The sequence below is a fragment of the Arthrobacter alpinus genome (assembly GCF_001294625.1).
Lineage (GTDB): Bacteria > Actinomycetota > Actinomycetes > Actinomycetales > Micrococcaceae > Specibacter > Specibacter alpinus_A.
This window is the reverse complement of the sequence record NZ_CP012677.1, coordinates 113,689-138,783: the sequence shown is the minus strand read 5'-3', so window position 1 is coordinate 138,783 and position 25,095 is coordinate 113,689. Positions and strand designations below refer to the sequence as shown.

The window sequence follows — 25,095 nt, the reverse complement described above, 5'->3', positions numbered from 1 at the left end:
CGCCACTAAAACGTGGCTTGATTCGCGGGACGGTTCACGATTTGCGGCCAGCTTTACGAGGTGGCCGACAAGACTAGATGGCTTCGTAGGCTGACTCAGGTCGGGCCTCCCAATCGGCCGATCGGAGGCAGCGCAGGCAGCTTGTCGGCGGTTGCCAGGATTCGCAGTACGTCTTGTGCAGCTTGTCGGTTTGATTCTTCGAGCTGCATCCATCCGTGGTGCGTCGGAGACTCGAGCGCAGCGAACAGAGCTTTGAATCTTTTCCTGTCAGAGCCATGACGCTCCTCGACGATGGCGTAGGGGTCTTTAATGCATGCGCACAGCACGGCTGCGTCGTCCAAGTGCCGGCCTCGATCACGTGAATCCGTCATGTAGGCGGCACCTTTGAGAACGAGGGAGCCATGCAGGTTGGGGATGCTCAGTCGAGTCTCGGCACCATCATCGCCAGTGATCACCACGTTTACTGTGCGTTGGAGAGCCTGTGTGCCTCCCTCGATCTGGAACGGCTCTCTGCCGGCCATCTTCGTTATGTTCCTCGGCGCCGTGTGGTCGGCGACCATGACGTCGACCTGCTGCTTGCCCCGAATGAAGCGTTGCGCGGGTGCGTCCTTGTCGATCGATTGCTCGATCTCGTAACCCAGGGCCCCGAGGGCTTGTTGCATCTTGGGAGCAGTGGTTGCCTCTGTCTCGATGTGTAACACCATGTCCACGTCCGTGGTGGCCCGACTAACCGGCAGACCAGCTGCCGTTGCGTGTAGCTGAACCATGAGTCCTCCGACCAGTGTCCACTGTTCGGAAGGGATCGCGGCGGCCAACTCCATGCATTGCGGCCAAGGTGACGTCCACCCTCCGGCAGGTGCCTCAACAGTCCAAATTTCGCGTTCAACCACCATTGGCTTCTTTCCACTGTGTGAGGATGTCCTTGAGCATTTTTTCGCCGGCAGCCCTCTCCCTAGAGTTCAGTGATTCCATGAGGTCGACGGCGATGACAGCATCGGGGGTGCCGGGGCCCTCGAAGGCGTATCCGTCATCGACGATGTGCATGATGATATTCCCGGCAGGGTCCTCCACCAAAGACAGTCCGTTGACAATCATCGTCTCCCTGACTGTGTCGAGGTAGCCTTCCAGAACATCCGTCCGTCCGGCGGCAAGCCCGAAGCGATCCGCAACCATTGAATCGTTCAGGGCAGTAGTTCCGGTAGGCAGGAAGTAGTCTGCGGCACGGGAAATGCCAGCAGGTGCAATGCGGTAGCGCTTGACTTTGTCTTTGGTGCCTACAGCGGCGGCCAGTTCGGCGGGATCCATGATTTTGAGGCGTTGCTTGATACGATACCGGGCCGTCGCGTCAATCCAGCCGGGGGTTCCGCCTTCGATGATGTTGAGCGCGGCCCAAGCCGTAGCGGCGTTCCAACTTCGCCCCTTCAGGGTGCGCCGGTTCTTGTACCGTTGGACTGAGGCGCTATCGATGAGGATCGAGCGTCCAGCACGGCCAGCGACAAGCAGACCTCCACTCTTCAAGAGCTTATGGACCATAGCCCGCGTGGCCGCCAGCTCTTCCGCAGCTTCCTCTGTAGTCATCCACGATTGAACCATAGTCATAATGGTATACCATCATGAACCATTATGACTATATGTATTAGTGCATAACGATCTACTAATACGCCCATACCTAAGCGAGGCAGTCCCGCAGTCATGGGCGGCACCATAGAACTGAAGTATGAACGCATGCCTCCTCCACGCCCCCACACATCAAGAAAACGTTCCCAGAGTGGTCGCCTCTCAGAACAAGAGACGTAGATCGGAGCTTTCATCCCCGTGGCACCAAGGCCAGGCTATCCACCCGATCAGACCCACTCAAAATACGTCGGCACCGCGATCAGGCACTTCATTCGAACCGAAACAGCCGGCGTTGGAGGATCGGAATTCCAACTGTGCGCAAACACCAACGAAATCTATAACCGCAAGTCAGAGCATGTTGAGCACTAAAAAACGATCGTCAGTTATCAAAGCTTATGAACCCGCTGTCGTCTCGATCGTCCAATTCGACTTGTCAAAAGCCGTTCCTGACCTTTGTTGGTGCGTAAGCCTCGCAACAATGGATGGTACTGAAGAGTCGGTAGTTGTCACCCAATTTAATGAGTATTTAATGAGTCGGTCAGATCCCGAGATGTCGAATCCCAGGCACAACACCACCATCATGAAAATGCCGGGTTCAGGCATGGAGCGAGGCATTCCCGGAAATGTAATAGAACACGTTGAAGAAGGTGCCGCTGGGCCACTTCGGTGGTTCCGAGATGGATGGGCCCAATTGTGGCATTCCTGCTCTCCGACGATTCACGCTACATGACAGGGCAAACCTTGATGGCCGACGGCGGAGCAAACAAGCTCTACTGACCTTTTCCTACGCCTAGCGAAACAGCAAATAAGAGTTTCAACATCTCTATAATAGTTTCAAAATCTTTAATGGACGCCTCGAAGTGTGGTAATCAAGCAGTCAAACCTGCAGCAGTATGAAATTAAAAACTGAGAGGCTTAGGACAAAGGACAAACTGTTTCCCAAGCCTCTCAGAAGAAGCTTCTTTCAGCACTGACCAGAAACTCTGACCGGTGGCGAGCCGGTATTCACCTAAATAGCTGAAACGATCCAGATGATCTAGGCGATGGCCACGAGGATACCGACGATAGTTTATACAAGACAAGGTTACTTCCACGCATGAGCGAAACTCCCGTTCTCTTCGTTGTCAGTTCTCTTAGGGATATAAGAGAAGCCACTCAGCGTAACGGCTTACGCCACGGTTTAGCGACTTATGACGCGGAGTGTTCAATAGACCGCAATTTGATGTTCCCATCTGCCAGGGGTACATCTTCTTGTCTGGTCGGCCTAGAGCTGGGTGAACTTTCCCGTCGATTTCACATCGGCTGCGCTACTGCAATGCGCCAATGAACGGACTCCGATGAAGCATTCATCGGTCCCTTCCGAAGGCAGAGTCTGCGATTATTCCCAGCACCCGGGGGTGACATATTCTTCACCATCCGGTGGCTGGTGATTTAAATTGTGAATCCCCACAGTTCGGCGCCACAAGTACCTTCAGCGCTGAACGTGGTCTAGGTATGGCGCTCCCAAATCCGCAGTCCGCAGTGGAACCTTTGCCAGTATCCGCTGGGCTAACGGGGCGGCACGCTACTCACCGGCAGTACGGGAAGTAGCTTTCGCGCGCACTCGAGTGCCCTTGACGCATCAGTAGCGGTGGTCACCTACCCACAAACTACCCGTGTCGATCGGGTATTGTGACCTGCACGATCTGAATTCGGGTCCGGAACTGCACATCACTGATCTCTCACTTTGGAGGACACTTGGAAGTTTGGCCTGGAAATGCCTACCCCTTGGGAGCCACCTTCGATGGAACGGGCACCAACTTTTCACTCTTCAGCGAGCGCGCCGAGAAAGTGATGTTGTGTCTTCTGGCCGATGATTCGACGGAGACCGCCATCGAGATGGAGGAAGTGGATGGCCACGTCTGGCACTGCTATCTTCCTGAGGTCCAACCAGGCCAGCAGTATGGCTACCGCGTTCATGGACCGTACGACCCGGCACAAGGCCTACGTTTCGACCCGAATAAGCTACTAATGGACCCGTATGCAAAATCCATCCACGGCCAAATTGACTGGGATCCGTCGCTGTTTTCCTACCAGTTCGATGATCCGGACGCGCGGCAGGAAGAAAATTCAGCACCGCACGCCATGTACAGCGTGGTCATCAACCCGTTTTTCAGTTGGGATGGGGACCGGCATCTGCGCATCCCGTACCACGAGAGTGTTGTTTACGAAGCCCACGTTAAGGGCCTCACTGCGCTCCAGAGTGAAATACCCGAGGAGCAGCGCGGCACCTATGCCGGCGTTGCCCATCCGGTGATGTTGGACCATTTCAAAAAACTTGGCATCACCGCAGTCGAGCTTATGCCCGTCCATCAGTTTGTCAACGATGGGACGTTGGTGGAGAAGGGCCTCAGCAACTATTGGGGATACAACAGCATCGGCTTCTTTGCCCCGCAAAACACCTACAGTTCCTCCGGTGAGCACGGCGGGCAGGTTCAAGAATTCAAGGCCATGGTCCGCGATCTTCACAAAGCGGGGATCGAAGTCATTCTCGATGTGGTCTACAACCACACCGCAGAAGGCAACCATTTGGGCCCAACCCTGTCGTTCAAGGGCATCGACAACGCCGCGTACTACCGTCTAGTTGAAGATGACCCCCAGTACTACATGGATTATACCGGAACAGGCAACTCGCTAAACGTCCGGCATCCTCACTCCTTGCAACTCATCATGGACTCCTTGCGCTACTGGGTGCTGGAAATGCATGTGGACGGCTTCCGCTTCGATTTAGCGTCCACATTGGCGCGTGAATTCTATGACGTAGACAAGCTTTCCACCTTCTTTGAAATGATCCAGCAGGATCCGGTCATTTCCCAGGTGAAACTCATTGCCGAACCCTGGGACGTTGGCCCCGGCGGTTACCAAGTGGGTAACTTCCCGCCCCAGTGGACAGAATGGAACGGCAAATATCGGGACACGGTGCGGGATTTCTGGCGTGGAGAACCGGCAACACTCGCCGAGTTCGCGTCCCGACTGACCGGCTCTGCGGACCTGTATGAAAATTCTGGACGACGTCCCGTAGCCTCCATCAACTTCGTCACGGCCCACGACGGATTCACCCTGCGCGACCTGGTTTCTTACAACGAGAAGCACAACGAGGCCAACGGCGAAGACAACAACGACGGCGAGTCGCACAACCGCTCCTGGAACTGTGGTGTTGAAGGCCCCACAGATGACCCCGCTGTGCTGACCCTGCGTGCACGCCAGCAACGCAATATCATCACCACGCTCCTGCTCTCTCAAGGCGTTCCGATGATTGTGCACGGGGATGAACTAGGCCGCACCCAGCAAGGTAACAACAACACCTACTGTCAAGATTCCGAGCTCAGCTGGGTGCATTGGGATGCTGTGGACCAGCCCTTGGTGGAGTTTACGGCCAAGGTGAACCAGATCCGCTCCGACCATCCCGTTTTCCGGCGCCGCGGCTTCTTCGACGGACGGCCGGTTGTTCGCGGAGAAGGCGAAGCTCTCCCGGACATCGTCTGGATCAGGCCAGACGGGGCGGATATGCGCCCCGAAGACTGGGACAGTGGATTTGGCCGCTGCGTGGGCGTCTTCTACAACGGAGAAGGTATTAGGGAGAAAGATAGCCGCGGACGCCGCATCACTGACAAGAGCTTTTTGCTTCTGTTCAATGCCGATGACCAAGCCCTGAACTTCCAACTTCCCCCTAAAGAATATTCTCCGTCCTGGGAGATTCTGGTGGACACTGCAGGAGGCGCCGATACAGAGCTGCCCGATGCTGGCGTAACCGTTGAATTGGCGGGAAAGTCCACGATGGTCCTGCGCGCCTATTCCGGCCCAGAAGAACTGGTTGACGACTCCGCCGCAGCGTCTTTGGCTGCCATGACCCCGGACACCACGGACGAACCCGAAGGTGACACCCCAGTCGAAGGAGCTGTGTTATGAGTTCGCCCTCTTCTACGTACCGGCTGCAACTGAACGCCGACTTCACCTTGGTTGATGCGGCCAACACCGTGCCTTACCTGAAGTTGCTGGGTGTGGATTGGGTGTATCTCTCCCCCATTTTGACGGCGGAGAAGGGCTCAAAACACGGGTACGACGTCACGGACACCTCCACCATTGATGCCGACCGTGGCGGTCCGGAGGGGCTGATTGCTCTCTCCCAGGCGGCGCGCGAGGCCGGTCTTGGCGTGCTGGTGGACATTGTGCCCAATCACATGGGGGTAGCAACACCCAAGGCGAACCCCTGGTGGTGGTCCCTCCTGAAAGAGGGGCAGGACTCGCCGTGGGCCAGCGCGTTCGACGTCGACTGGGCGGCCGGAGCGGGACGGATCCGCATCCCCATTCTTGAAGATGATCAAGATGTTGATGTCCTTGAGATCAAAGATGGCGAGCTCTGCTATTACGAGCACCGCTTCCCGCTAGCACAGGGCACTTTCTCGGAGGGCCAGACGCCGGCCCAGGTTCATGACCGGCAGCACTACGAGTTGATCGGGTGGCGCCGGGCAGACTTTGACTTGAACTACCGCAGGTTCTTCGCCGTGAACTCGCTGGCCGGTCTGCGTGTAGAGGACCCGGAGATTTTTGCCCAGTCCCACCAGGAGATTTTGCGCTGGTTTGATGAGGATCTGGTGGATGGGCTGCGCATCGACCATCCCGACGGTCTGGCTGATCCGGAAGGTTACTTGCACCGGCTCAGGGAGGGAATTGGCGGCAGGTATGTGCTGGTGGAGAAGATCCTCGAGCCGGGCGAGGATCTTCTCCAAAGTTTCGATTGCGAGGGCACTACGGGCTACGACGCTTTGGCGGACATAGACCGGGTTTTCATTGACAACACCGGGCAGCCGGGCATCAATGCTGTCAGTGCCACGCTGCGCGGCGGTCCAATACCGGACTACGAGGAGACCATCCACGGCACCAAGCGGCGGGTCACGGATGGAATATTGCACTCGGAAATGCTGCGGTTGGCCCGGCTGGTGCCGGGGAATACCAGATTGGGTGTTGAGCACTGGGCTGATGTGCTCTCTGAAATCATCGCCTGCTTCCCCATCTACCGGACGTACCTGCCAGAGGGTGTGCAGATTTTGCAGGTGGCGTGCGAGGAGGCTGCCCGCAGGCGCCCCGACCTCCAGGATGCGGTGGGGATCCTTTTGCCGCTGCTGCTGGAGGTGGGCCCGGACGACGGCGCTGAGCTGGGCCGCCGCTTCCAACAAACCTCCGGTATGGTCATGGCCAAAGGGGTGGAGGACACCGCCTTCTTCCGCCACAACCGCTTGGGCACTTTGACGGAGGTGGGGGCGGACCCCACGGAGTTCGCCATCCCACCGGCAGAATTCCACGCCCGGATGCGCCGCCGTCAGGAGCGAATCCCGCTATCTATGACAACGTTGAGCACCCATGACACCAAACGCAGCGAGGATACTCGGGCCAGGATTTCTGTTTTGGCGGAACTGCCGGCTGTGTGGGGGCAGTTTGTGCAGCGCATGCAGGACTTGGCTCCGCTGCCTGACGGACCGCTGGCCAATTTGCTCTGGCAGGCCATAGCCGGTGTCTGGCCGGCGGACCGCGGCAGGCTTCACGCTTACGCTGAAAAGGCAGCCCGTGAAGCCGGGAAATCAACCGATTGGGCACACCCGAAGGAGAGCTTCGAGGAGCGGTTGGCGGAGGTGGTTGATGCTGCCTTCGACAACCCGCAGGCGCACCGCGAGCTGGAGACGCTGGTTGCCTTGTTGGAGCCCTATGGGGCATCCAATTCTCTCTCCGCAAAAATTGTTCAGCTCACTATGCCCGGCGTTCCGGACGTCTATCAGGGTACTGAGCTGTGGGACCGTTCCCTCACGGACCCGGACAACCGCCGGCCCGTCGATTTCCGCGCACGCCAGCGGATGCTAGAGCAGCTGGACGAAGGCTCGTTGCCGGCGTCGGCCGCTGGGGAGCAAACAAAGCTGCTGGTGACCTCGCGTGCGCTTCGGCTGCGCCGCACTTACCCGCAGTTGTTTGGCGGCTACACCCCCGTGTATGCCCAAGGTCCGGCAGCGAAACACCTGCTGGCCTTCAGCCGCGACGGCGGTGACGGCCAAGGTGCACTGACACTGGCAACCAGGCTTCCCCATGGGCTGAAACAAATGGGTGGCTGGCAAGAGACTTACATCCACCTAGCCAGCACTATGTCTGATGAGCTGACGGGCCGCAGCTTCACGGCAGGCGAGGTACCCGTAGGAGACATCCTTTCCAGCCACCCCGTGGCCCTCCTGAAACCCGAGAGCCACCTCGAGCCGCTATCAGGTGGCCTGGCCCCCGCCGCTACCCCCGTTTAATCCCTCAAGAGTGAAAAGGAGAGTGCCTTGAACCACCAGGGAACAGAGCGCGGACGCTTCGATGTGTGGGCTCCGGCCGCAGATACTGTGATTCTGCGCGCTGACGGGAACGAACATGTCATGACCCGGTGCAGCGACGAGCCAGCCGGGGATGAGGGCTGGTGGACCTGTCACGGTGCCCCCACGGGCGCCGAGGTGGACTACGGCTACCTGTTGGACGGGGACAGCACTCCCCTGCCGGATCCGCGGTCCCGCCGGCAGCCCAACGGTGTCCATTCGCTCTCGCGCACTTTCGATCCCACCGCGCACCCGTGGAAGGACGGTCACTGGCACGGCCGGGAGCTGACCGGTGCGGTGATTTATGAACTGCACCTTGGCACGTTCACCGATGCGGGCACGTTGGATGCGGCAGCGCAGAAGCTGGATTACCTGACAGAGCTCGGCATTGACTTCATTGAAATGCTCCCAGTCAATGACTTTAACGGCACACACAACTGGGGATACGACGGCGTGCTCTGGTATGCGGTCCATGAGGGCTATGGCGGCCCGGCCGCCTACCAGCGCTTTGTCGATGCGGCACACAGGGCAGGGATCGGCGTCATCCAAGACGTGGTGTACAACCATTTAGGTCCCAGCGGGAACTACCTTCCCCGTTTTGGCCCCTACCTCAAAGAGGGTGCCGGCAACTCTTGGGGCGATTGCGTGAATTTGGACGGACCGGGATCGGACACTGTCCGGAGCTACATTCTTCAAAACGCTGCTATGTGGCTGCGGGACTTCCATGTGGATGGCCTGCGGCTGGACGCCGTCCACGCGTTGCAGGATGAGCGGGCACGGCCCCTTCTTGAAGAGCTGGGAGAAATGTCCCAGGCCATCTCTGCCGAGACCGGCCGGGCTGTGTCCATGATCGCAGAATCAGATCTCAACGATCCAAGGCTGCTGTATCCGCGATCGGAAAATGGCAACGGGCTGCGAGCGCAATGGAGTGATGACTTCCATCATGCCGTACATGTCAATGTCAGCGGCGAGACAGCGGGTTACTACGCCGATTTTGATTCAGTGGGAGCGCTTGCCAAGGTATTACAGGAGGGCTTCTTTCACAACGGGAGCTACTCCAGTTTCCGGGGCCGCCATCACGGCCGGGAGATCGACAAAAAGGTGGTGCATCCCTCCGCCTTGGTGGTCTGCAATCAGAATCATGATCAGATCGGCAACCGTGCAGCCGGTGATCGTTTGTCACAGACTCTGGAGTACGGGCAGCTAGCGCTCGCCGCTGTGGCAACACTGGCTTCGCCCTTCACACCCATGCTGTTCATGGGGGAGGAATTTGGGGCCAGCACGCCGTGGCAATTCTTTACCTCCCATCCCGAGCCGGCGCTGGCTGAAGCCACTGCGAAGGGTCGTTTGGAAGAGTTCGCGGCTATGGGATGGGACCCAACGGTGGTCCCCAACCCGCAGGACCCTGAGACGTTCACCCGATCCAAGCTCAAATGGTCAGAAGTCTCCCACGGCGATCATGCGCGGCTTTTAGACTTGTACAAGAGGCTGATCTCTTTGCGGAGTTCCACCCCCGAACTCAGCCAGCCGGACTTTGCTGCCACCTCGGTCCGCTTTGACGAGGACGCGAAGTGGCTGGTATTGCGCAGGGGCGGGATCAGTGTGGGCCTGAATTTTTCCACCACAATGGTGGACGTGCCTGTCCATGGACAGCATCTACTGTTAGCCACTGACGGCGGGACCCAGCTAGCTGGTGCTGGTTCCGAGCCCGCGTTGACATTGCCGGGTTACAGCGCGGCCATCGTGGCGGATCACTAAGTCATCCCCTCGAAGAAAGTGTACTGGCAGCGTCTACTTGCCTCTAGTGATTACCATGGCAGTGAGGCAATCAAGCCCTGTAGACATTTCTCAAATTTTGCCGTTAGTAAGGAGTTCCCATGGACATGCGTTTGGAATTGGTTCCGCTGCCTTCAACGGATGTTGACCGCAGCAAAGCGTTCTACATTGATCAAGTGGGTTTCAAACTAGATCATGACATTGAGCCCGGCAACGGCATGCGCGTGGTCCAGCTGACACCCCCCGGATCAGCGTGCTCCATTGTTGTTGGCGTGGGTATCAGCGATCCCACAGCAGCACCAGTCCATGGCTTGCATTTAGTGGTGGATGATCTTGACACCATCCGCCGGACACTTCTTGGCACCGGGGTAGAGGTGTCCGAGGTCAGCGATATGGGCGGGGGCGTCCGTTACGCCTACTTCAGCGATCCCGACGGGAATTCCTGGGCTCTTCAACAGATCTCCCGTTAACAACAAGGTGCTATCCAGCAGTTTTTACGGACCCCGCCGGATCCAGTGGGCCATCTGAAACTTGGGCAGACCCAACTGACATCACAGGCGCATGGGACAGCGTCTGCTTTCTCTTCCCGGAAATTCAGGCTCCGCGTCGCGATGTACTTCACCCACAAGCGTTCTCCAACTGGCTCTACACCGAGCGCTACTACAGCCTGGGCGTTCCGGAAAACGACGTCTCAGACGTGATGGTGGCTCGAGCAATCTCTTCGTTGCTGAGCAGAGAGCCTGACGACATGGCGGAGACGGCCGTCTTGGAGACAATTACAACCGCCCACCCCTCAATAGCACGACTCGCTTTCAACAAGCTCCACGAACACCGTAGGACACTCTTGGGTGGGAATGACGCAGTAGAAAAACTCGTCATGTTCCTCCTCGTCGAGTACAAACGCGTCGAGTCCAGCCGAAACGATCGGGAGTCAACGGTCGACATTATTCTTGACTGGTTGTCCGACGAGGTTCTACGTGGCTATGGTGCCGGCGAGTTCACTCGCGATGGACTCCTTGAGCGCTTCAGTGAAGATCTTTGCTTCGACATCCTGCGTCAGGTGGGAGCATCGTGGGGAAGCATCCGCGATGAGAATACCAAAGCAATTCTGGCCGACTTCACTGGTCATTTCGTGGACGCGCTTGCGGGCGAAGGTCGATCTGCACTCGAGCCACTTGGATCACTAAGGTTCAGACTTTCGCTGGTCGCCAGAACCAAGGGTCCGGGGGCACTCACCGGGCTGCTCGATCGAATCGTCGACGGAGATGTCGCCGCATTTGAGTTGGTCGCCATCGCGATGGTAAATGTCGAGAATTGGACCGGATTCGAAACCAATAGACAAAACCTCGGCTTTGACACGGAAGAATGGAGAACCGCGATTTCCATCGAGGTACGAGAGCGAATGGCGGCCCACCTCACGGATGAGTTCGATTCATATCCAATCGATATTGACGACGTCTCCAACTCGAATCGTCGGCGACTTGCCATTTTTAGGGCTCGTACCGAGTTTGGGTTTTGTGGAGCTACTGCAGACGTCTGACAACTCCGCCCACTGCGGCAGCGATGTGTGTCAAGGGCTGTCAGAAGCTGGCGTAGGGGCTTGTCAAGCAATTCACCGATTCGTATGGTCCGGGATGCTTTAGACATCGTCTCCGAATGAGACCGTGAGGCGAGTACTGGTGTTTGAGTAGCCATCGACGGTCAATGTCTGGTGGTCGCCCTAAGACCAGGAGACACTCGAATTCGAACCGAAACAGCCGGCGCTGGACGGCCAGAAATACAACCACATGGAACTAGCAACGATAGTTATCACCGCAGGTCAGAGCATATAGAGCGATGAAAACCAATCGTCAGTTATCAACGTTTATGAACCCCGCTTGCGAAACAGGGGTCCATTCGAGGTTGCCGATAAGCCGTTTTGGCCTGTTCCTGCATACTTTGATTGCAACAATGCAAGATACTAAATAGTCGCTGTTGCGTCTTCAAAAGTATGAGTTTTGTATGACGTGGTGGGAACTACCTGCCTGGCTGCTGCGCGCCCTCGAGCATCGCCAACAGGACACCAACGGTGTGCATTTCATTTTACTCTTGATTCACCCGAGCAAGTCTGCAAGTTGTTGTGTTCGCCGAACCAATCCTCAAGACCCAACACCGGCATTCCCCAATTGGCACACCCCACGCTCATCCTGGGCGTGTTGCTGTCCCGATAGGATCGGTTGAGTACACATACGGTGACGCCACCAGTAAAGCGGCAACGTCCAGAAACGCATACTTGCAGTGCAAAGCGGTGAGAGCCCGTCATCCTATCAAAGGTTCCTTTGATGGGACTGACTAATTGGCTGATCATCTACGACGTGGCATCGAATTCTAGATTCGAGCGGTTGGCGGTGTCGCCACTACTTCGGTCGACAGACGATGGGTCAGTGTCAAACTCGGGTTCTGGATGAGTAGTGCCGAACGCGACGCAATCCACCGCACCACAGCCAACGAATTTCTCGTCAAGAAAACCGTTACCGGGGATGGCCAAATAGCGCGTACATTCGGGGTTACACGTCCAAGCGCAGGTTCAAAGCGTGCTTTTCCACGTAGTCCAAAGCTAACCTGACGGCTCCGAGTGTGACGATTGCGTCCCCCAGCGTGGACACCTCGACCCTCGGCGGGTTGGGCATATAGCGAGCCAGTTCCGATCGGAGTGGTGTCAACAAAATGCTCGAAGCTGCTGACACTGCCCCACCAATAACCACCAGTTCCGGATCCATGAACGTTGCCATTACGGCGACGACGCGGCCCATGCGCCTACCTATGGCATCAAGTATCTGCTGAGAGACAAGGTCACCTTGGGCTGCCGCGGCAAAGACGGCCTCGGCGGTGATGCCCACTTCGCTGTTATCGGCCAGCGTTGCCAGAACTGTCGCAGGAGAGTCCTTTTTGCAAGCAGCAACAGCCATGTCACGAGCCAAAGCTGCAATGCCGTCTGGTGTCCCGACACCATCGACCAGGTCGAGGAGCCCGACTTCACCACTGCGCCCGGAGGCGCCATGTAATAGCTGTCCGGAATCCATGAATCCAAAGCCAATGCGCTCCCCTGCCAACATGACGGCCAGGTCGTTGACACCACGGCCGACACCCATCCAATGTTCAGCCATGGCCGCAAGGTTAGCGTCATTTGCCAAAAGCACCGGCCAGCCGAAACGGTCACGCAGGTTCTCTTGGATGCCGATGTCCAAGCTCTCCCAAAAAGGTTGGCTGTGGGAAATATTGCCGCTGCGGTCCACCGGTGCCGCGATGCCCACACCAGCAACCAAGACGTCCGCGTGCCGTGCGTCGGCGTCAGCCAATGCCTTCCGGAGCGCCTTGTCGATGGTGGCTAGGCGCTCGGCATCCGGGGCCGTGAATCCACCCAGGCTCTCGGTGGCCTTCGCCAATATATTTCCCCGGAGATCGGCAACAAGTGCAGTGGTCTTTTCAGACCCAAAATCTAGGCCAACAACGACTCCGACTCGCGCATCAAATTCGAACACTCTTGCTGGACGGCCCTTCTGCACTGTCATTTTCTGCGGCGCCAACTCGCGCACCCAGCCGGCTTGGATCAGATCGTCACACACGGCAATAACCGTTGCGCGTGCCAGGCCGGTTGCCTCGATGAGGTCGGTGCCGGTGACCGGGCCAGAGCGCCGCATGACAGCCAATACGGCACCCATGTTGGTGTGACGCAGCTGCTGAGGGGCATTTGCAGTGAGTTCCAAATAAAATCCCCTTGACGTCTAGGCGTGTGTTGTGAATAATACTAACAGCGATTAAATTTTGAGTCTAAATATAGACCCTAAATCTTATGACGGATTGTCATCAGCGCAGCGTGTGCGATCCACCCCCGCCCGAAAGAACAAGGGAGTTTTTAATGAAGGCTGTTTCCCCATCCTCCGCGGGAACCGTACTGTGAGCCCCTCCGGCCTGACCCGTCGAAAGTTGCTGTCCATGGCAGCCGTCGCTGCAGTAGGTCTCGCCCTGCCTGCTTGCTCTGGCACCTCTGCGGATACCATCACCACCATTCGTTTGCAGCAAAACAAGCCCGAAGTCGTGGAGTACTTCAACGCTCTCATCAAGGACTTCGAGTCAAAGAATCCGGATATCCGTGTCGTTCAGGACTTTAATGCCGGCAATTGGGTTCCAGGATTGATCCGCGACAACCCAGCCGATGTGGTGACTAACGCCTACTCGGTGACAGTCGCCGACTTCACCAAGAAAGGCATTTTCGCCGACCTCTCAGACCTTCCGGCAGCAGCCATGGCAGATCCTAAGTCTCTTGAACTCATCAAATCCTTCGGGCAATACCAAGACTCGGAATTGAGTGCGCTGCCCTTCTCACTGGCAGCAGCTGGCGTCATCTACAACAAGGCACTGTTTGACCAGCACGGTGTCGACGTGCCCACCACGTGGAGTGAGTTTTTGGGAGCCTGCACTACCTTCCAAGCTGCCGGTCTGACGCCCATCTACGGCACATTCAAAGACTCGTGGACGCTGGGCCAACCCTATGGCTATGCATCTGGGGGCACAGTAGACCTTGCTGATTTCTTCTCACGCATGCCACTAACAGCCGAGGACTTGAAAAGCGATCCGACTGTCTCCTTCAGCAGCGATTTCAAAATCGCCACAGATAAGTTCCTGAAAATCTTAGGCTTCATGCAAAAGGATGCTGGCAGCCGATCCTATACCGATGGCAATGCAGCCTTCGCCAAGGGCGGCGCAGCCATGTACATGCAGGGTCCATGGGCACTGTCGGAATTGACCACCATCAATCCTGATCTCAAAGTGGGTACTTTTGCCCTGCCCATGAGTGAGGATCCGACTGAAACAAAGGCTCAAGTCACCTTGGACATGACCTTTTCCATCGTCCGCTCCACACCAAGGCTCGAAGCGGCCAAACGCTTCGTCAGTTACCTCATGGACCCAGCTGTGGTCAATGCCTACAACACCAAGTTCTCCGCTTTCTCGCCCCTGAAGGAAGCCACAGTGAACGCCAACCCGCAGATTTCCGGACTTCAGCCGCTGATCACTTCCGGCAAGTACTACCTCAATGTGACCAACTACTTTCCACCAGCCATCACGTTGAACAACTACTTCCAAACCTTGGCCCTGAATAGAAACGACAAAGCATTCCTGACCACCCTCGACGACGCCTGGCACCGCGTTGCCACCCGCAACGCCTAGTCCCTTGAAGGAGAGAATCATGACCGTCCCAGCCGACGTCAGCGCGCCAGAGATGCCCAGCACCGATAAAAAGAAGAACAGGAAAGCCTCCACTCTCGCAGTTGCGCAGCAGCTGCGCCCCAGCCGCAAGGTCGATCCGACCTACTACTGGATGATCATCCCGGTCCTGCTGCTGTTCGCATTGTTCAGCACCGTCCCGGCCGTCATTGGTGGCTTCTTCAGCTTCACCAACTACGCCGGCTACGGCGACTGGAAAATGGTGGGCCTGCGGAACTTCCAGAACATCTTTACCGACCCGGAAATACTTGCCTCGTACGCGTTCACCTTCTTCTTCGCCATCGTGGCAACCATTACCGTGAACGTAGTGGCCCTGCTGTTGGCTCTCGGCCTGAACTCCCGAATCAAATGGAAGACCGGGATCCGCGGCATCTACTTCATCCCCATGGTGCTCTCGGGACTGATCATTGCCTATGTCTTCAACTACCTGTTTTCCAACACCGTGCCGACCATCGCTGACAGTTTGGGAATCGCCCCGCTGGCCACGAGCATCCTGGCCAATGAGCACTGGGCTTGGGCGGCGATCGTTTTCGTTACCGTCTGGCAAGCCGCCCCCGGAGCCACCATCATCTACCTAGCAGGCCTGCAAAGCATCTCACCGGACCTCTTTGAGGCAGCCTCCCTGGACGGGGCAGGAGCATGGCGCCAAGTGCGCAGCATCTCTCTTCCCCTGATCGCTGGATACGTCGTCATCAACATCATCCTTGGATTCAAGGGCTACTTGGGCACCTACGAGATCATTGTCGCCTTGACCGGCGGCGGTCCCGGAACGGCCACCCAATCAGTTGCCATGCGCATCTTCTCCGGCTTTGCTGGCGGCGACTACTCCTACCAAATGGCCAACGCCATCATCTTCTTCATCATCACGCTCATCATTTCACTGCTGCAGCTGCAAATTCTGCGCCGTCGGGAGGTTTCACTGTAATGACAACACCATTGACGGAACTGCAGCCAGAACTCCACGGCCCGGCACAACTGGATGTACCCCGACCCACCAAGATTCGCCGGATGAACCGTGAGGGCTACAAGATCAACTGGTGGATGACAGCGCTGATGCTCGTGGCATCCCTGACCATCCTGGTGCCGCTGTACTTCACCATCAGCATGGCCCTGAAATCCCCCGAACAAGCAGCCTCCGGAACCGGCTTCGCCTGGCCCACGGATCCCCAGTGGGGAAACTTCGGACAAGCCTTTGAGATGACAAATTACCCTGCCGCCTTCATGTCCACGGCCTTCATCACCGTCATTTCGGTGCTGGGCGCCCTGGGCGCCAGCTCCATGGTGGCCTACGCCATTGTGCGCAATTGGGACCGGAAATTCTTCCGACTCTCCTACATCTACCTGCTCTCGGCCATGTTTGTGCCCTTCCCGGTAGTGATCCTTCCCTTGATCAAGCAGACGGCCATGTTCGGCATCGACAACCCGCTGGGCGTGGCGTTCATCCACATCGTGGGTGGCATCTCCTTCAACTCACTACTCTTCATCGCCTTCCTGAAGTCCATCCCGATCGAGCTGGAAGAAGCGGCAAGGCTCGATGGCGCGAGCACTTGGCAGACGTTCCGTAAAGTCATTTTCCCGCTGCTCGCCCCCATGAGCGCCACCGTGGGCATCTTCGCCTTCCTGGGCTCCTGGAACGACTTCCTGCTCCCCCAGATGCTCATAGCCGACCCCGCATTGCAAACCCTGCCAGTGGTCCAGCAGTTGTTCCAAGGCCAGTTCAACACCAACTATTCCCTTGCCTTCGCTTCCTACCTCATGGCTTTGGCACCAACGCTGCTCGTCTACCTTTTCGCACAGCGCTGGATCATGTCCGGCGTCATGCGCGGCGCTGTCAAATAGCACCCTGCACCTCAACGACCCACAAAAAACGCACTACTGAAAAAGGAACATTCCATGTCTGCTTCTACGCTTTCCGCCCCCTCGCCGGATCTGCTTGTCGTTGATCCGCATTGGTGGCGCCAAGCCGCTGTTTACCAGATCTACCCTCGCAGCTTCTACGATGCGGATGCTGACGGACTCGGCGACATCAAGGGCATCACAGCCAAGGTTCCCTACCTGAAAGAACTAGGTGTGGACGCAGTCTGGCTCAGCCCCTTCTACCCCTCCGAGCTCGCCGACGGCGGATACGATGTAGCCGATTACCGCAACGTTGACCCCCGTTTGGGCACTCTGGTTGACTTTGATGAGATGACAGAGACCCTGCACGCAGCCGGCATCAAGCTCATCGTGGATATCGTCCCCAACCACTCCTCGAACCAGCACGCATGGTTCCAGGAAGCCCTCGCAGCGGAGAAGGGCTCCGCGGCCCGCGCCCGTTACATCTTCCGTGACGGACAAGGCACCAACGGCGAGCTGCCACCGTCGGACTGGGTCTCCGTCTTTGGCGGACCGGCCTGGACCCAGGTTCCCGACGGCCAGTGGTACCTTCACCTCTTCGCCTCCGAACAACCCGACTTCAACTGGGCCAATAGGGAGATCCGCGACGATTTCCTGAAAACACTGCGCTTCTGGTCGGACCGGGGCGTTGACGGCTTCCGCATCGATGTGGCGCACGCCTTGATGAAGGACCTGACCGAACCACTGCCGTCCCAAGCACAGATTCTCCAACTGGAGAAACTGAACAACGGCACAAACCCCTTGTGGGACAGGGACGAGGTTCACGAAATTTATGCCGAGTGGCGGGCCCTGTTCAACGAGTACAACCCTCCGCGCACAGCAGTTGCCGAAGCCTGGGTGGACCAGTCCCGCCGTGCCCGTTACGCCTCCACCGAAGGTTTGGGCCAGGCGTTCAACTTTGATCTCCTCATGGCGGATTTTGAGGCAGATTCCTACGCCTCGATCGTCACGAAGAATCTGGCGGAGTCTGTCGCCACCGGCGCTTCCTCCACCTGGGTCTTCTCCAACCACGACGTGGTGCGCCACGCCACCCGCTACGGGCTGCCGAAGCTGGCAGATCCAGCAAAGACCCAAGACGGCAAGGACTGGATCCTGGCAGGCGGAGCCCCGACTGAGCTGAACCGCGAGCTCGGTCTGCGCCGCGCTAAAGCAGCGACCCTCTTTATGCTGGCACTACCAGGTTCGGCTTATCTGTATCAGGGCGAGGAACTGGGCCTGCATGAGGTGGCTGACATCCCCGACGCCGATCGCCAAGATCCCGCGTTCTTCCGCAACAAAGGCATTGAGAAGGGTCGTGACGGCTGCCGGGTACCGCTGCCCTGGACCAGCTCAGAGACTTCGTTTGGGTTCAGCAGCGCCAAAGCACACCTCCCACAGCCTGCGTGGTTTGCCCAGCACGCAGTTTCGGTCCAAAACGCATTGGAAGGCTCAACGCTGAACATGTACCGCAAGGCCTTGGACCTGCGCAGATCGTTGCAAACTTCCGAGGAGCTTGCCTGGATCACCAACAGCAACCCTGACGTGCTGCACTTCGCCCGTCCCAACCGCTGGAACGTCATCACCAACTTCGGCACGACCGCCATCGAGCTCCCCGAAGGAACAGTAGCGCTGAGCAGCGTTCCTTTGGAAGATGGCAAGCTGCCCGCCGACGCCACCGCTTGGCTCGTTTAGAACCTGCGAACCAATAAGCCGGACACTGCCGCCCGCACAGAATCTGGGGCGGGCGGCAGTGTCCGTTGCACATCCAACCCAGCACTGCAACAACGAATGGACCCTCCTTGGAGAAAACTACCCACGACTCCCTGCGCATCGGCATCGACGTTGGCGGCACCGCCATCAAATACGGGGTGGTGAACACGACGACCGGAACCCTCGTCAGCCCTATCGCCCAGCAACATACACCCCAGCCGGCCAACCCCGCAGCCATTGCTAAAGCTGTGCGCGCAATAGTCGCTGATGTTCAATCCTGGGAAACCACTCCATCGCAATTCGCTGCCGTGGGAGTCGCATTCCCTGCCATCATCCGACAGGGAACAGCCTTTTCAGCAGCCAACATCAGCGACGAATGGATCGGTCAGAAAGTTGAAATGCTCCTCGAAGAAGCACTCCAACGAACGGTCCATGTCGTTAACGACGCTGATGCTGCCGGCCAGGCTGAAACAAGCCACGGCGCAGGAAAAGGGCACAAAGGAGCGGTACTAGTCCTCACCCTCGGCACAGGAATCGGTTCGGCCCTGATGATCAACGGGAACCTTGTACCCAACCTTGAACTGGGCCACCTAGAAATTGGCGGACTCAAGGCCGAAACCACAACCTCAGCAGTCGCGCGCGAAAATGAAGGACTGAGCTGGATTGACTACTCCTCGCGCCTCCAGCAATACCTATCGCATGTAGAGTTCTTATTCTCCCCCGACCTGATCATCATAGGCGGCGGAATCTCAGTCCGGCATGAAGAATTTCTCCCGCAGATACGTCTGGCCACACCTATTAGACCAGCTCAATTGCACAATTCTGCCGGCGTCATTGGAGCAGCACAGAGCGCTGGCCGAACGGACCTGCCCTAGACACGATTCGCATCAAATATGTGAACCATCGACTCACAGTGCTAATGACAATTTTAGTCGGTCCCATCAATGGAACCATTGACAAGACAACCACCAGCCACTCCCCTGCCCCGAGGTACACCCTGATGAATGAACGCAACTCAGCTCCTGCCAAGCTCTCATAAATTGGTGAACAAGCGAAAAACGTGATGACAGCAACCAATCCAACCGCTGAACATCTGTGGAATTCCAACCGAAACTGCTCGACGAGACGGCTAGCCAAAGAGTTTCGCAGAATTAGCAGTGGAATCTATTGCTGCAGGTCAGAGCATGTCAAGAGCTCAAAACCCTTCGTCAGTTATCAACGCCTACGAACCCCGCTTCACCAACAAGCGGCCATTTTGAGTTGCCTATAGGCCCTTTTGGCCTGTTCCCGCATGGCGTCATTGCAACGATGCAAGATACTAAATTATGGTCGTTGGGTCTTCAAAAGTATGAGTTTTGTATGACGTGGTGGGAACTCCGCACCGGCTTGCGCGCGACTTCGAGCCCGGCATTCTTCAATATGCTATTTCACCCTAAAATCATCTGAGTCAGCGTACTAGGAATTACATCCGAACATCCGATATTGCTGATCTGACGTAAGTTCAGGCCACCCGACACGCCTCATGCTGGCTAAGGGCGTGTCGCTGTCGTTAGGCGGAACAATCGGGGCACAAAAAGAGTCTGCTGGAAAGAGACGCCTGAATGATTCCCGGCATCGACTTCTAGTACGGTAGTCCGGGTAATCGCGGTTACTCCCGAGCACTCAGCTGACCCTTGACGATCCATTATCTTGCGCGCATTTCCAAGCGGATCTGCTAAAAGCTCCGGCCACAATCTGCACTGGGCCCGAGCAAGGAATCGACCTCTATGCCAAGGATAGACTGTGCTGCTGTCACCGCATCAATTGAATTTTGTACCCCACCCCGCTACGAGATCCTTTGTGGGTGCACGTCACAAACACTGGACCCGGCCCCACGGAGCGCCCGTGTCAGGCAGGCGCCGCAGGCATTAGTGCCCTCCACGATGACCTAGACCTGTCCGGCTGAGTACCGCCTGCCTATCCAGCCGGTGGGCCGGGCGATGCTCGGCAGCCTTGCCGTAAAAGTGGCGATGTCAACGACTGGACCGGTCGCCAAGGCAAGCATGGCGGCGGTGCCCGGGTTGGCATGGGTGTCCACGTTTATTACATGGGTGTCCTGGCTGGTCACGATGGTCACGATGGTCATCTAAAGCTCTTCCTTCGGACCGGCTTCTATAGTGCCAATCCGAGGAGAGTCACGCCGAGGCAGTTCGCTAGTGGGTCACTGCCCAAACTTATGGCCGGGCCGGACAACCTTCTATCAAGCCAGCGGAGTGGGCCTTAAAATGAGCGAGTCGCACCCAGCCAAGCGTGGCACCAATCTGCCAGCCGGCCCCGGGCCAACCAATATCCAAGAGCGAAAATGGCATAGTTTTGGGTTCTGCTCTGCGAATACACATGGGCGTCGTTCGGCTTCGAGCTGCGCAATTAGTGACCCGATGTGAGCTAGCTTGCGTTCACCAGATTCAGTGCGTACTCACCGTAGCGGTCGGCAACTTCGTCAGGAGTGAGCGGCCCGGTGGGCCGGTACCATGTTGCGACGGCGGTGCACATTGTGACGATCGCACGGCTGGCTTCCTTCGGGTATGTGACATCGAACAGCCTTTGCTTCCTTCCGTCCATGACCGCATCGTCAAAAAGTGCCTGAATCTGATCCCTATGACCGATGTGGCGTAGTTGATTTGCGCCTTCGAGACTCCGGATCTCACTGTTGGTGATGAAGCTCAGCGCAATGTTAGTGGCGTTTCGGTGGACTTGGGTGCGAGCCGCGGCACGGAGTCGAGCCCCAGGATCTGCACCAGCGGACTGTACCGCCGCGTCGATCACCCGAACGGATTCGACCATGAAACCGTCAATAATGCCTGCCAGCAGTTCCTGCTTTGACGCGAAGTAGTGGTACAGAGCCGACAACGAGAGGTCCGCACGCGACGCGATCTCACGTATCGCAGTGCCATGATATCCATTATCGTAGAATGCGCTCACTGCAGCCGCTACGATCGCGTCGCGCGTATTGACAGATGTTACGCGCGAGGGAGACTTGCGTCTTGGCTTCTCAGACTGGACATTCGGCATCGATGAGAGTCTATCGGTTGGGACATCCTCACCAAATTCTTGAGTAATGTTCATAAGATCATTTTCCATAGATGGGAGCATTCAGCGACCAACAAAATGGGGAGCACGCTTCTCCACGAACGCCCGCGCCGCTTCTGCTGCGTCGTTCGCGTCCACGCAAGCGGAGTGCCGGTGCGCCTCCTGAGTGAGGTATTCACCAAGCGGCAAACTGGAGTCCACGAAATTCCGTTTCATCGATTGAAGCGCAATGGGGGCACAGTCAAGAAGCTTATCTGCGATTTCCGACGCGCTTTCAAGAGCGTTGTGTACGACAGCGGATACGAAACCAATGTCGAGGGCTTCCTGAGCATCGAATGGTCGCGGCCGAAGGTATAGGTCAATAGCTCGTCCTCGTCCGATGAGGCGTTCAAGAAACCAGTAGCCTCCGAAATCCCCTGAGAGGCCGGCATTTAGAAAAGCTGTATTAAATCTTGCGGCCGAGGCGCTTACTCGCAGATCACATGCCGCTGCCCAAGAAAGTCCAGCACCTGCGCAAGCTCCATTGACTGCGGCGATGGTGGTGAAGTTTCCTTTGCTGAGGATTGTGCTTGTCTTCATAAAATCGAGAAGGAGGTCCCCGGCGGCTTCTCCCGATAGACCCGCAGTCACAGCGCCCCCGGGGCCCTCGCTGAGGTCACCCCCTGCGCAGAACGCGCGTCCTGCTCCGGTAAGGATGAGAACTCGAGTTTCAGGATCACGGTCGAGGGCGGCGAACTGTTCTACCGCTTCCTCAAGAAGCGGCCCGGTCATCGTATTTAGCTTCTCGGGTCGGTTAATTGTGGCGATCGCCAGTCCCGGGCGCGGGTGGTCGATGATGAAGTAAGACATTTTGTATCTCCGATCAGTTCTGCAGCGACTGCGGTTCGATGAAGCTGGCAATCCCGTACCGGCCGAGTTCTCGACCGTATCCTGATGCTTTGAAGCCACCGAAAGGAGCGGCGGGGTTGAATGCTCCGCCGTTAAGATCTACCTGGCCTGAACGGATTTCGCGTGCAATGTCAGCCGCTTCGTGGTTCGTCGAGGCCCAAACACTCCCGCCGAGCCCGTAGCGGGTTGCGTTTGCCAGTTCGAGGGCGTGGTTCAGATCGTCGTAGGCGAGAACGGTGAGAACAGGGCCGAAGACCTCTTCTTGCGCTATTGGGCTATTAGGGTCCGTGTCGAAAAAGACAGTGGGCCGCACGAAAGCCCCTCGTTCGATGCCATCCGGGAGCCCCGTGCCGCCTGCAAGAATCGTGTCACCGCGGTCTTTGGCGGCCTGAATATCGCTCCAGATGGAGGCCTGGCGTGCGACCGAAACGACTGAACCCATGCGGGCACCATTCGACCATGGGTCCACCGGCTGATGGCGTGGCATCAACCCAAGAATCTGCTGTTCTACTTGGCTCAGGTTCTCTCTGGGTACCAGGAGACGAGTCAATGCGTTGCAGCTCTGACCCGAGTTCAGGAAACAGTTTGCTAGGGTCACTTTAACACCCGTGGTAAGGTCGCCGCTTGGGGCAATTAGGCTGGGTGATTTACCCCCTAGCTCTAGGTGTACGCGGGTGATCGTTCCTGCTGCTTGCCGTGCGATCGCGGAGCCAACTTCGGTCGAGCCAGTGAAGGACACTACATCAATACCAGGGTGGCCAACGAGTTCATTGGCAATCTCTCTGCCTCCGCCGACGACGACGTTCAATACTCCTGCAGGTAGTCCGCTCTCCTGGACGCAGCGCGCGAAAAGGGCAGCGGCACCGAGTGCCTCTTCGCTGGGCTTCAGGATCACGGAACACCCCGCTGCGATCGCAGGTGCAACCTTGGCCACGACTTGATGCAGTGGATAATTCCATGGAGTGATCGCGAATACGACTCCGGCGGCCCGCTCAAGCACCATAGAGGCGCCAATCTGCTGTTCAAACTTCATGGAGACCAGCGCCTCGGCGACTGCCCTGATGTCTGCGACCGCTAGCCGAACGTGGAGTCGTTCGGAAAGTCCGACGGGCGAGCCGAGCTGGGTAGTAATGACTGCCGTGAACTGATCGGCGCACGTTTCGATGGCGTCGGCAAGCCGGTGAAGTGTGGCGGCACGGTCGGTGGGCGAAACATTCTCCCACTCTCGTTGCGCTGCAGACGCGGCTGTAACCGCCTGCCCCAGCTGGTCTGTGGACGCGGATTGGACAGCGATGATGGTGCTGTCACGGGCGGGATCTGAGATGGTCAGTTCGCCCGAACCTTTCCCTCCGACGAATTCCCCGGCGATGAGCATGGGGGTTGGCGCGAGTTTCTCGATTACTGCAATTGCTTGGTCGCGCGTTACAGTCATTTTTCGGTCCATTCTGCTGTTGCGACGGTTACAGTGCGCCCCGTCTCGTCTGTGAGCCAGCATTCGAAGCGCGTAGTGGAAGGGGTGCCGTCACAACTGAAGACGCGGCCCTGGAGGGTGAGCTCTGAGAACACACGAACCGGGCCGATGAACTTCGCCGCTATATGACCTCCGCTGTGGAACCGAGGACCGATGAGCGAGAAGAACCCGTCCAAGAGAAGGCACATCTGCTGCTGACCTTGCACAATCGGGACTTTTAGACCCGCCGACTGTGCTGCTTCCATGCTGCCGTGAATGGACGTGACATACTCGCCGAAGCGGGAGTACAGTGCGGCCTGCTCGAACGTGACGAGGTGCGGATCGAATTCAAACCAGTCTCCGGGCGAAAAATTATTCGCGTTCGGCCCCACCCGGCGAGCAGATCGGTCCACCGTTGTGTCCATGCGCCTTGCACTCGAGCCAGATGACGCCTTTCGTCCGACGACATCGCCGGGAACGGTGCGCATGATCTCTGTACCAAGTCGGCGTGCGAGTAGATTCCCCGCTTGGTCGCGAGCTTCGCCACTCACAACCGCGTAACCCTGGCCACGCTTTTCGTACTTCTCGACGAACTCCCCGCTAAGAACTATATTCTCGCCAACGGACGCGGCTTGCTCGAGCCAGATCTCTTCACTCGCGTGCACTCCGACGATCTTACTGGCGGCGTAATTGAGCGTGTAGATCTCGAACAATTCATTTGAGAAGCTGCCCGGGTGAGCGAGCGGGGAGTTATTTGAACCGGTTACACCCGAGAGCGCATTGCGACTCCCCATGATGAAGTCGTACCGCATCGCGCGGTACTGCGTTAGTGGGAGCACTTCGGGCCCAAACAGTTCTCCGACTTCAACGTTTTCGTATGTCGGCTCCTTCAAATCCGCCTGCGGATCGCCAGACGAATCAATGGTGCGGACATCGAGCAGATCGTGCCAGCGGGGGGATCGAACCTTCATATTGGGCAAGACATTAGGTGTCATTGTTCACTCCTTTGTTGACCTCACCGTAACAGATGATCGAACGATCGTTCAATGTCAAATTGTGAAGAAGGCT

Annotated in this window: 19 protein-coding genes; 11 read left to right on the top strand and 8 right to left on the bottom strand. The window is 57.4% G+C overall.

Features of this window, described 5'->3' with window-relative positions:
* Positions 1 to 95: 95 nt before the first annotated feature.
* Both AOC05_RS00505 and AOC05_RS00500 read right to left on the bottom strand, forming a co-directional pair.
* Complete coding sequence (locus tag AOC05_RS00505; RefSeq protein ID WP_230085454.1) at positions 96 to 767, bottom strand: hypothetical protein; 672 nt, start codon at positions 765 to 767, stop codon at positions 96 to 98.
* Between the two features lie 115 nt (positions 768 to 882).
* Positions 883 to 1,578 carry a helix-turn-helix domain-containing protein gene (locus tag AOC05_RS00500; protein ID WP_197277865.1) on the bottom strand — a complete coding sequence of 232 codons (696 nt, stop codon included), beginning with the start codon at positions 1,576 to 1,578 and terminating at the stop codon, positions 883 to 885.
* Positions 1,579 to 2,298: 720 nt separating this feature from the next.
* Here AOC05_RS00500 and AOC05_RS19920 point away from each other — a divergent pair.
* The 6 genes from AOC05_RS19920 to AOC05_RS00475 all read left to right on the top strand — a co-directional run bounded on the left by AOC05_RS19920 (position 2,299) and on the right by AOC05_RS00475 (position 11,310).
* Positions 2,299 to 2,394 (top strand): SDR family oxidoreductase, encoded by a 96-nt coding sequence (locus AOC05_RS19920; RefSeq protein ID WP_230085452.1) that lies wholly within the window; start codon positions 2,299 to 2,301, stop codon positions 2,392 to 2,394.
* Between the two features lie 960 nt (positions 2,395 to 3,354).
* Positions 3,355 to 5,565, top strand: a complete 2,211-nt coding sequence (gene glgX / locus AOC05_RS00495) for a glycogen debranching protein GlgX (protein WP_062004732.1) — start codon at positions 3,355 to 3,357, stop codon at positions 5,563 to 5,565.
* On the top strand, positions 5,562 to 7,937 hold the full coding sequence (gene treY, locus AOC05_RS00490; protein WP_062004730.1) for a malto-oligosyltrehalose synthase: 2,376 nt from the start codon (positions 5,562 to 5,564) through the stop codon (positions 7,935 to 7,937). The genes glgX and treY overlap by 4 nt, the downstream gene beginning before the upstream one ends.
* A 27-nt stretch (positions 7,938 to 7,964) precedes the next feature.
* Positions 7,965 to 9,752 carry a malto-oligosyltrehalose trehalohydrolase gene (gene treZ, locus AOC05_RS00485; protein ID WP_062004729.1) on the top strand — a complete coding sequence of 596 codons (1,788 nt, stop codon included), beginning with the start codon at positions 7,965 to 7,967 and terminating at the stop codon, positions 9,750 to 9,752.
* 119 nt (positions 9,753 to 9,871) lie between these two features.
* A complete protein-coding gene (locus tag AOC05_RS00480; protein WP_062004727.1) occupies positions 9,872 to 10,240 on the top strand; it encodes a VOC family protein in 369 nt (122 codons plus the stop codon).
* A 374-nt stretch (positions 10,241 to 10,614) separates the two neighbouring features.
* Positions 10,615 to 11,310: a hypothetical protein gene (locus tag AOC05_RS00475; RefSeq protein WP_197277864.1), complete on the top strand. Its 696-nt coding sequence runs from the start codon at positions 10,615 to 10,617 to the stop codon at positions 11,308 to 11,310.
* A gap of 1,006 nt (positions 11,311 to 12,316) precedes the next feature.
* Here AOC05_RS00475 and AOC05_RS00470 read toward each other — a convergent pair.
* Complete coding sequence (locus AOC05_RS00470) at positions 12,317 to 13,516, bottom strand: ROK family transcriptional regulator (RefSeq protein WP_231687154.1); 1,200 nt, start codon at positions 13,514 to 13,516, stop codon at positions 12,317 to 12,319.
* 190 nt (positions 13,517 to 13,706) lie between these two features.
* Between AOC05_RS00470 and AOC05_RS00465 the strand changes: the two genes are divergently transcribed.
* The 5 genes from AOC05_RS00465 (at position 13,707) to ppgK (ending at position 19,495) form a co-directional block, all read left to right on the top strand.
* Positions 13,707 to 14,978, top strand: a complete 1,272-nt coding sequence (locus AOC05_RS00465) for an ABC transporter substrate-binding protein (protein WP_231687153.1) — start codon at positions 13,707 to 13,709, stop codon at positions 14,976 to 14,978.
* A gap of 19 nt (positions 14,979 to 14,997) precedes the next feature.
* A complete protein-coding gene (locus AOC05_RS00460; protein ID WP_157374855.1) occupies positions 14,998 to 15,960 on the top strand; it encodes a carbohydrate ABC transporter permease in 963 nt (320 codons plus the stop codon).
* On the top strand, positions 15,960 to 16,874 hold the full coding sequence (locus AOC05_RS00455) for a carbohydrate ABC transporter permease (protein WP_082357643.1): 915 nt from the start codon (positions 15,960 to 15,962) through the stop codon (positions 16,872 to 16,874). Before AOC05_RS00460 ends, AOC05_RS00455 begins: the two co-directional genes overlap by 1 nt.
* A 54-nt stretch (positions 16,875 to 16,928) precedes the next feature.
* Positions 16,929 to 18,602: a glycoside hydrolase family 13 protein gene (locus tag AOC05_RS00450; RefSeq protein ID WP_062004722.1), complete on the top strand. Its 1,674-nt coding sequence runs from the start codon at positions 16,929 to 16,931 to the stop codon at positions 18,600 to 18,602.
* Positions 18,603 to 18,709: 107 nt separating this feature from the next.
* Positions 18,710 to 19,495 carry a polyphosphate--glucose phosphotransferase gene (ppgK, locus tag AOC05_RS00445; RefSeq protein WP_062004720.1) on the top strand — a complete coding sequence of 262 codons (786 nt, stop codon included), beginning with the start codon at positions 18,710 to 18,712 and terminating at the stop codon, positions 19,493 to 19,495.
* A gap of 1,052 nt (positions 19,496 to 20,547) precedes the next feature.
* On the opposite strand, the gene AOC05_RS00440 is transcribed toward ppgK, so the two are convergent.
* From AOC05_RS00440 to AOC05_RS19175, 5 genes are all read right to left on the bottom strand, one after another.
* Complete coding sequence (locus tag AOC05_RS00440) at positions 20,548 to 20,745, bottom strand: hypothetical protein (protein ID WP_062004718.1); 198 nt, start codon at positions 20,743 to 20,745, stop codon at positions 20,548 to 20,550.
* A 299-nt stretch (positions 20,746 to 21,044) separates the two neighbouring features.
* Positions 21,045 to 21,740: a TetR family transcriptional regulator gene (locus tag AOC05_RS00435; protein WP_186760274.1), complete on the bottom strand. Its 696-nt coding sequence runs from the start codon at positions 21,738 to 21,740 to the stop codon at positions 21,045 to 21,047.
* A gap of 12 nt (positions 21,741 to 21,752) precedes the next feature.
* Positions 21,753 to 22,538 carry an enoyl-CoA hydratase/isomerase family protein gene (locus AOC05_RS00430; protein WP_062004714.1) on the bottom strand — a complete coding sequence of 262 codons (786 nt, stop codon included), beginning with the start codon at positions 22,536 to 22,538 and terminating at the stop codon, positions 21,753 to 21,755.
* A 13-nt stretch (positions 22,539 to 22,551) separates the two neighbouring features.
* Positions 22,552 to 24,021 carry an aldehyde dehydrogenase family protein gene (locus tag AOC05_RS00425; protein ID WP_197277863.1) on the bottom strand — a complete coding sequence of 490 codons (1,470 nt, stop codon included), beginning with the start codon at positions 24,019 to 24,021 and terminating at the stop codon, positions 22,552 to 22,554.
* The gene (locus AOC05_RS19175; protein ID WP_062004710.1) at positions 24,006 to 25,022 is read right to left on the bottom strand and encodes a MaoC family dehydratase; all 1,017 of its coding nucleotides are present in this window, start codon (positions 25,020 to 25,022) and stop codon (positions 24,006 to 24,008) included. The genes AOC05_RS00425 and AOC05_RS19175 overlap by 16 nt, the downstream gene beginning before the upstream one ends.
* Positions 25,023 to 25,095: the final 73 nt, after the last annotated feature.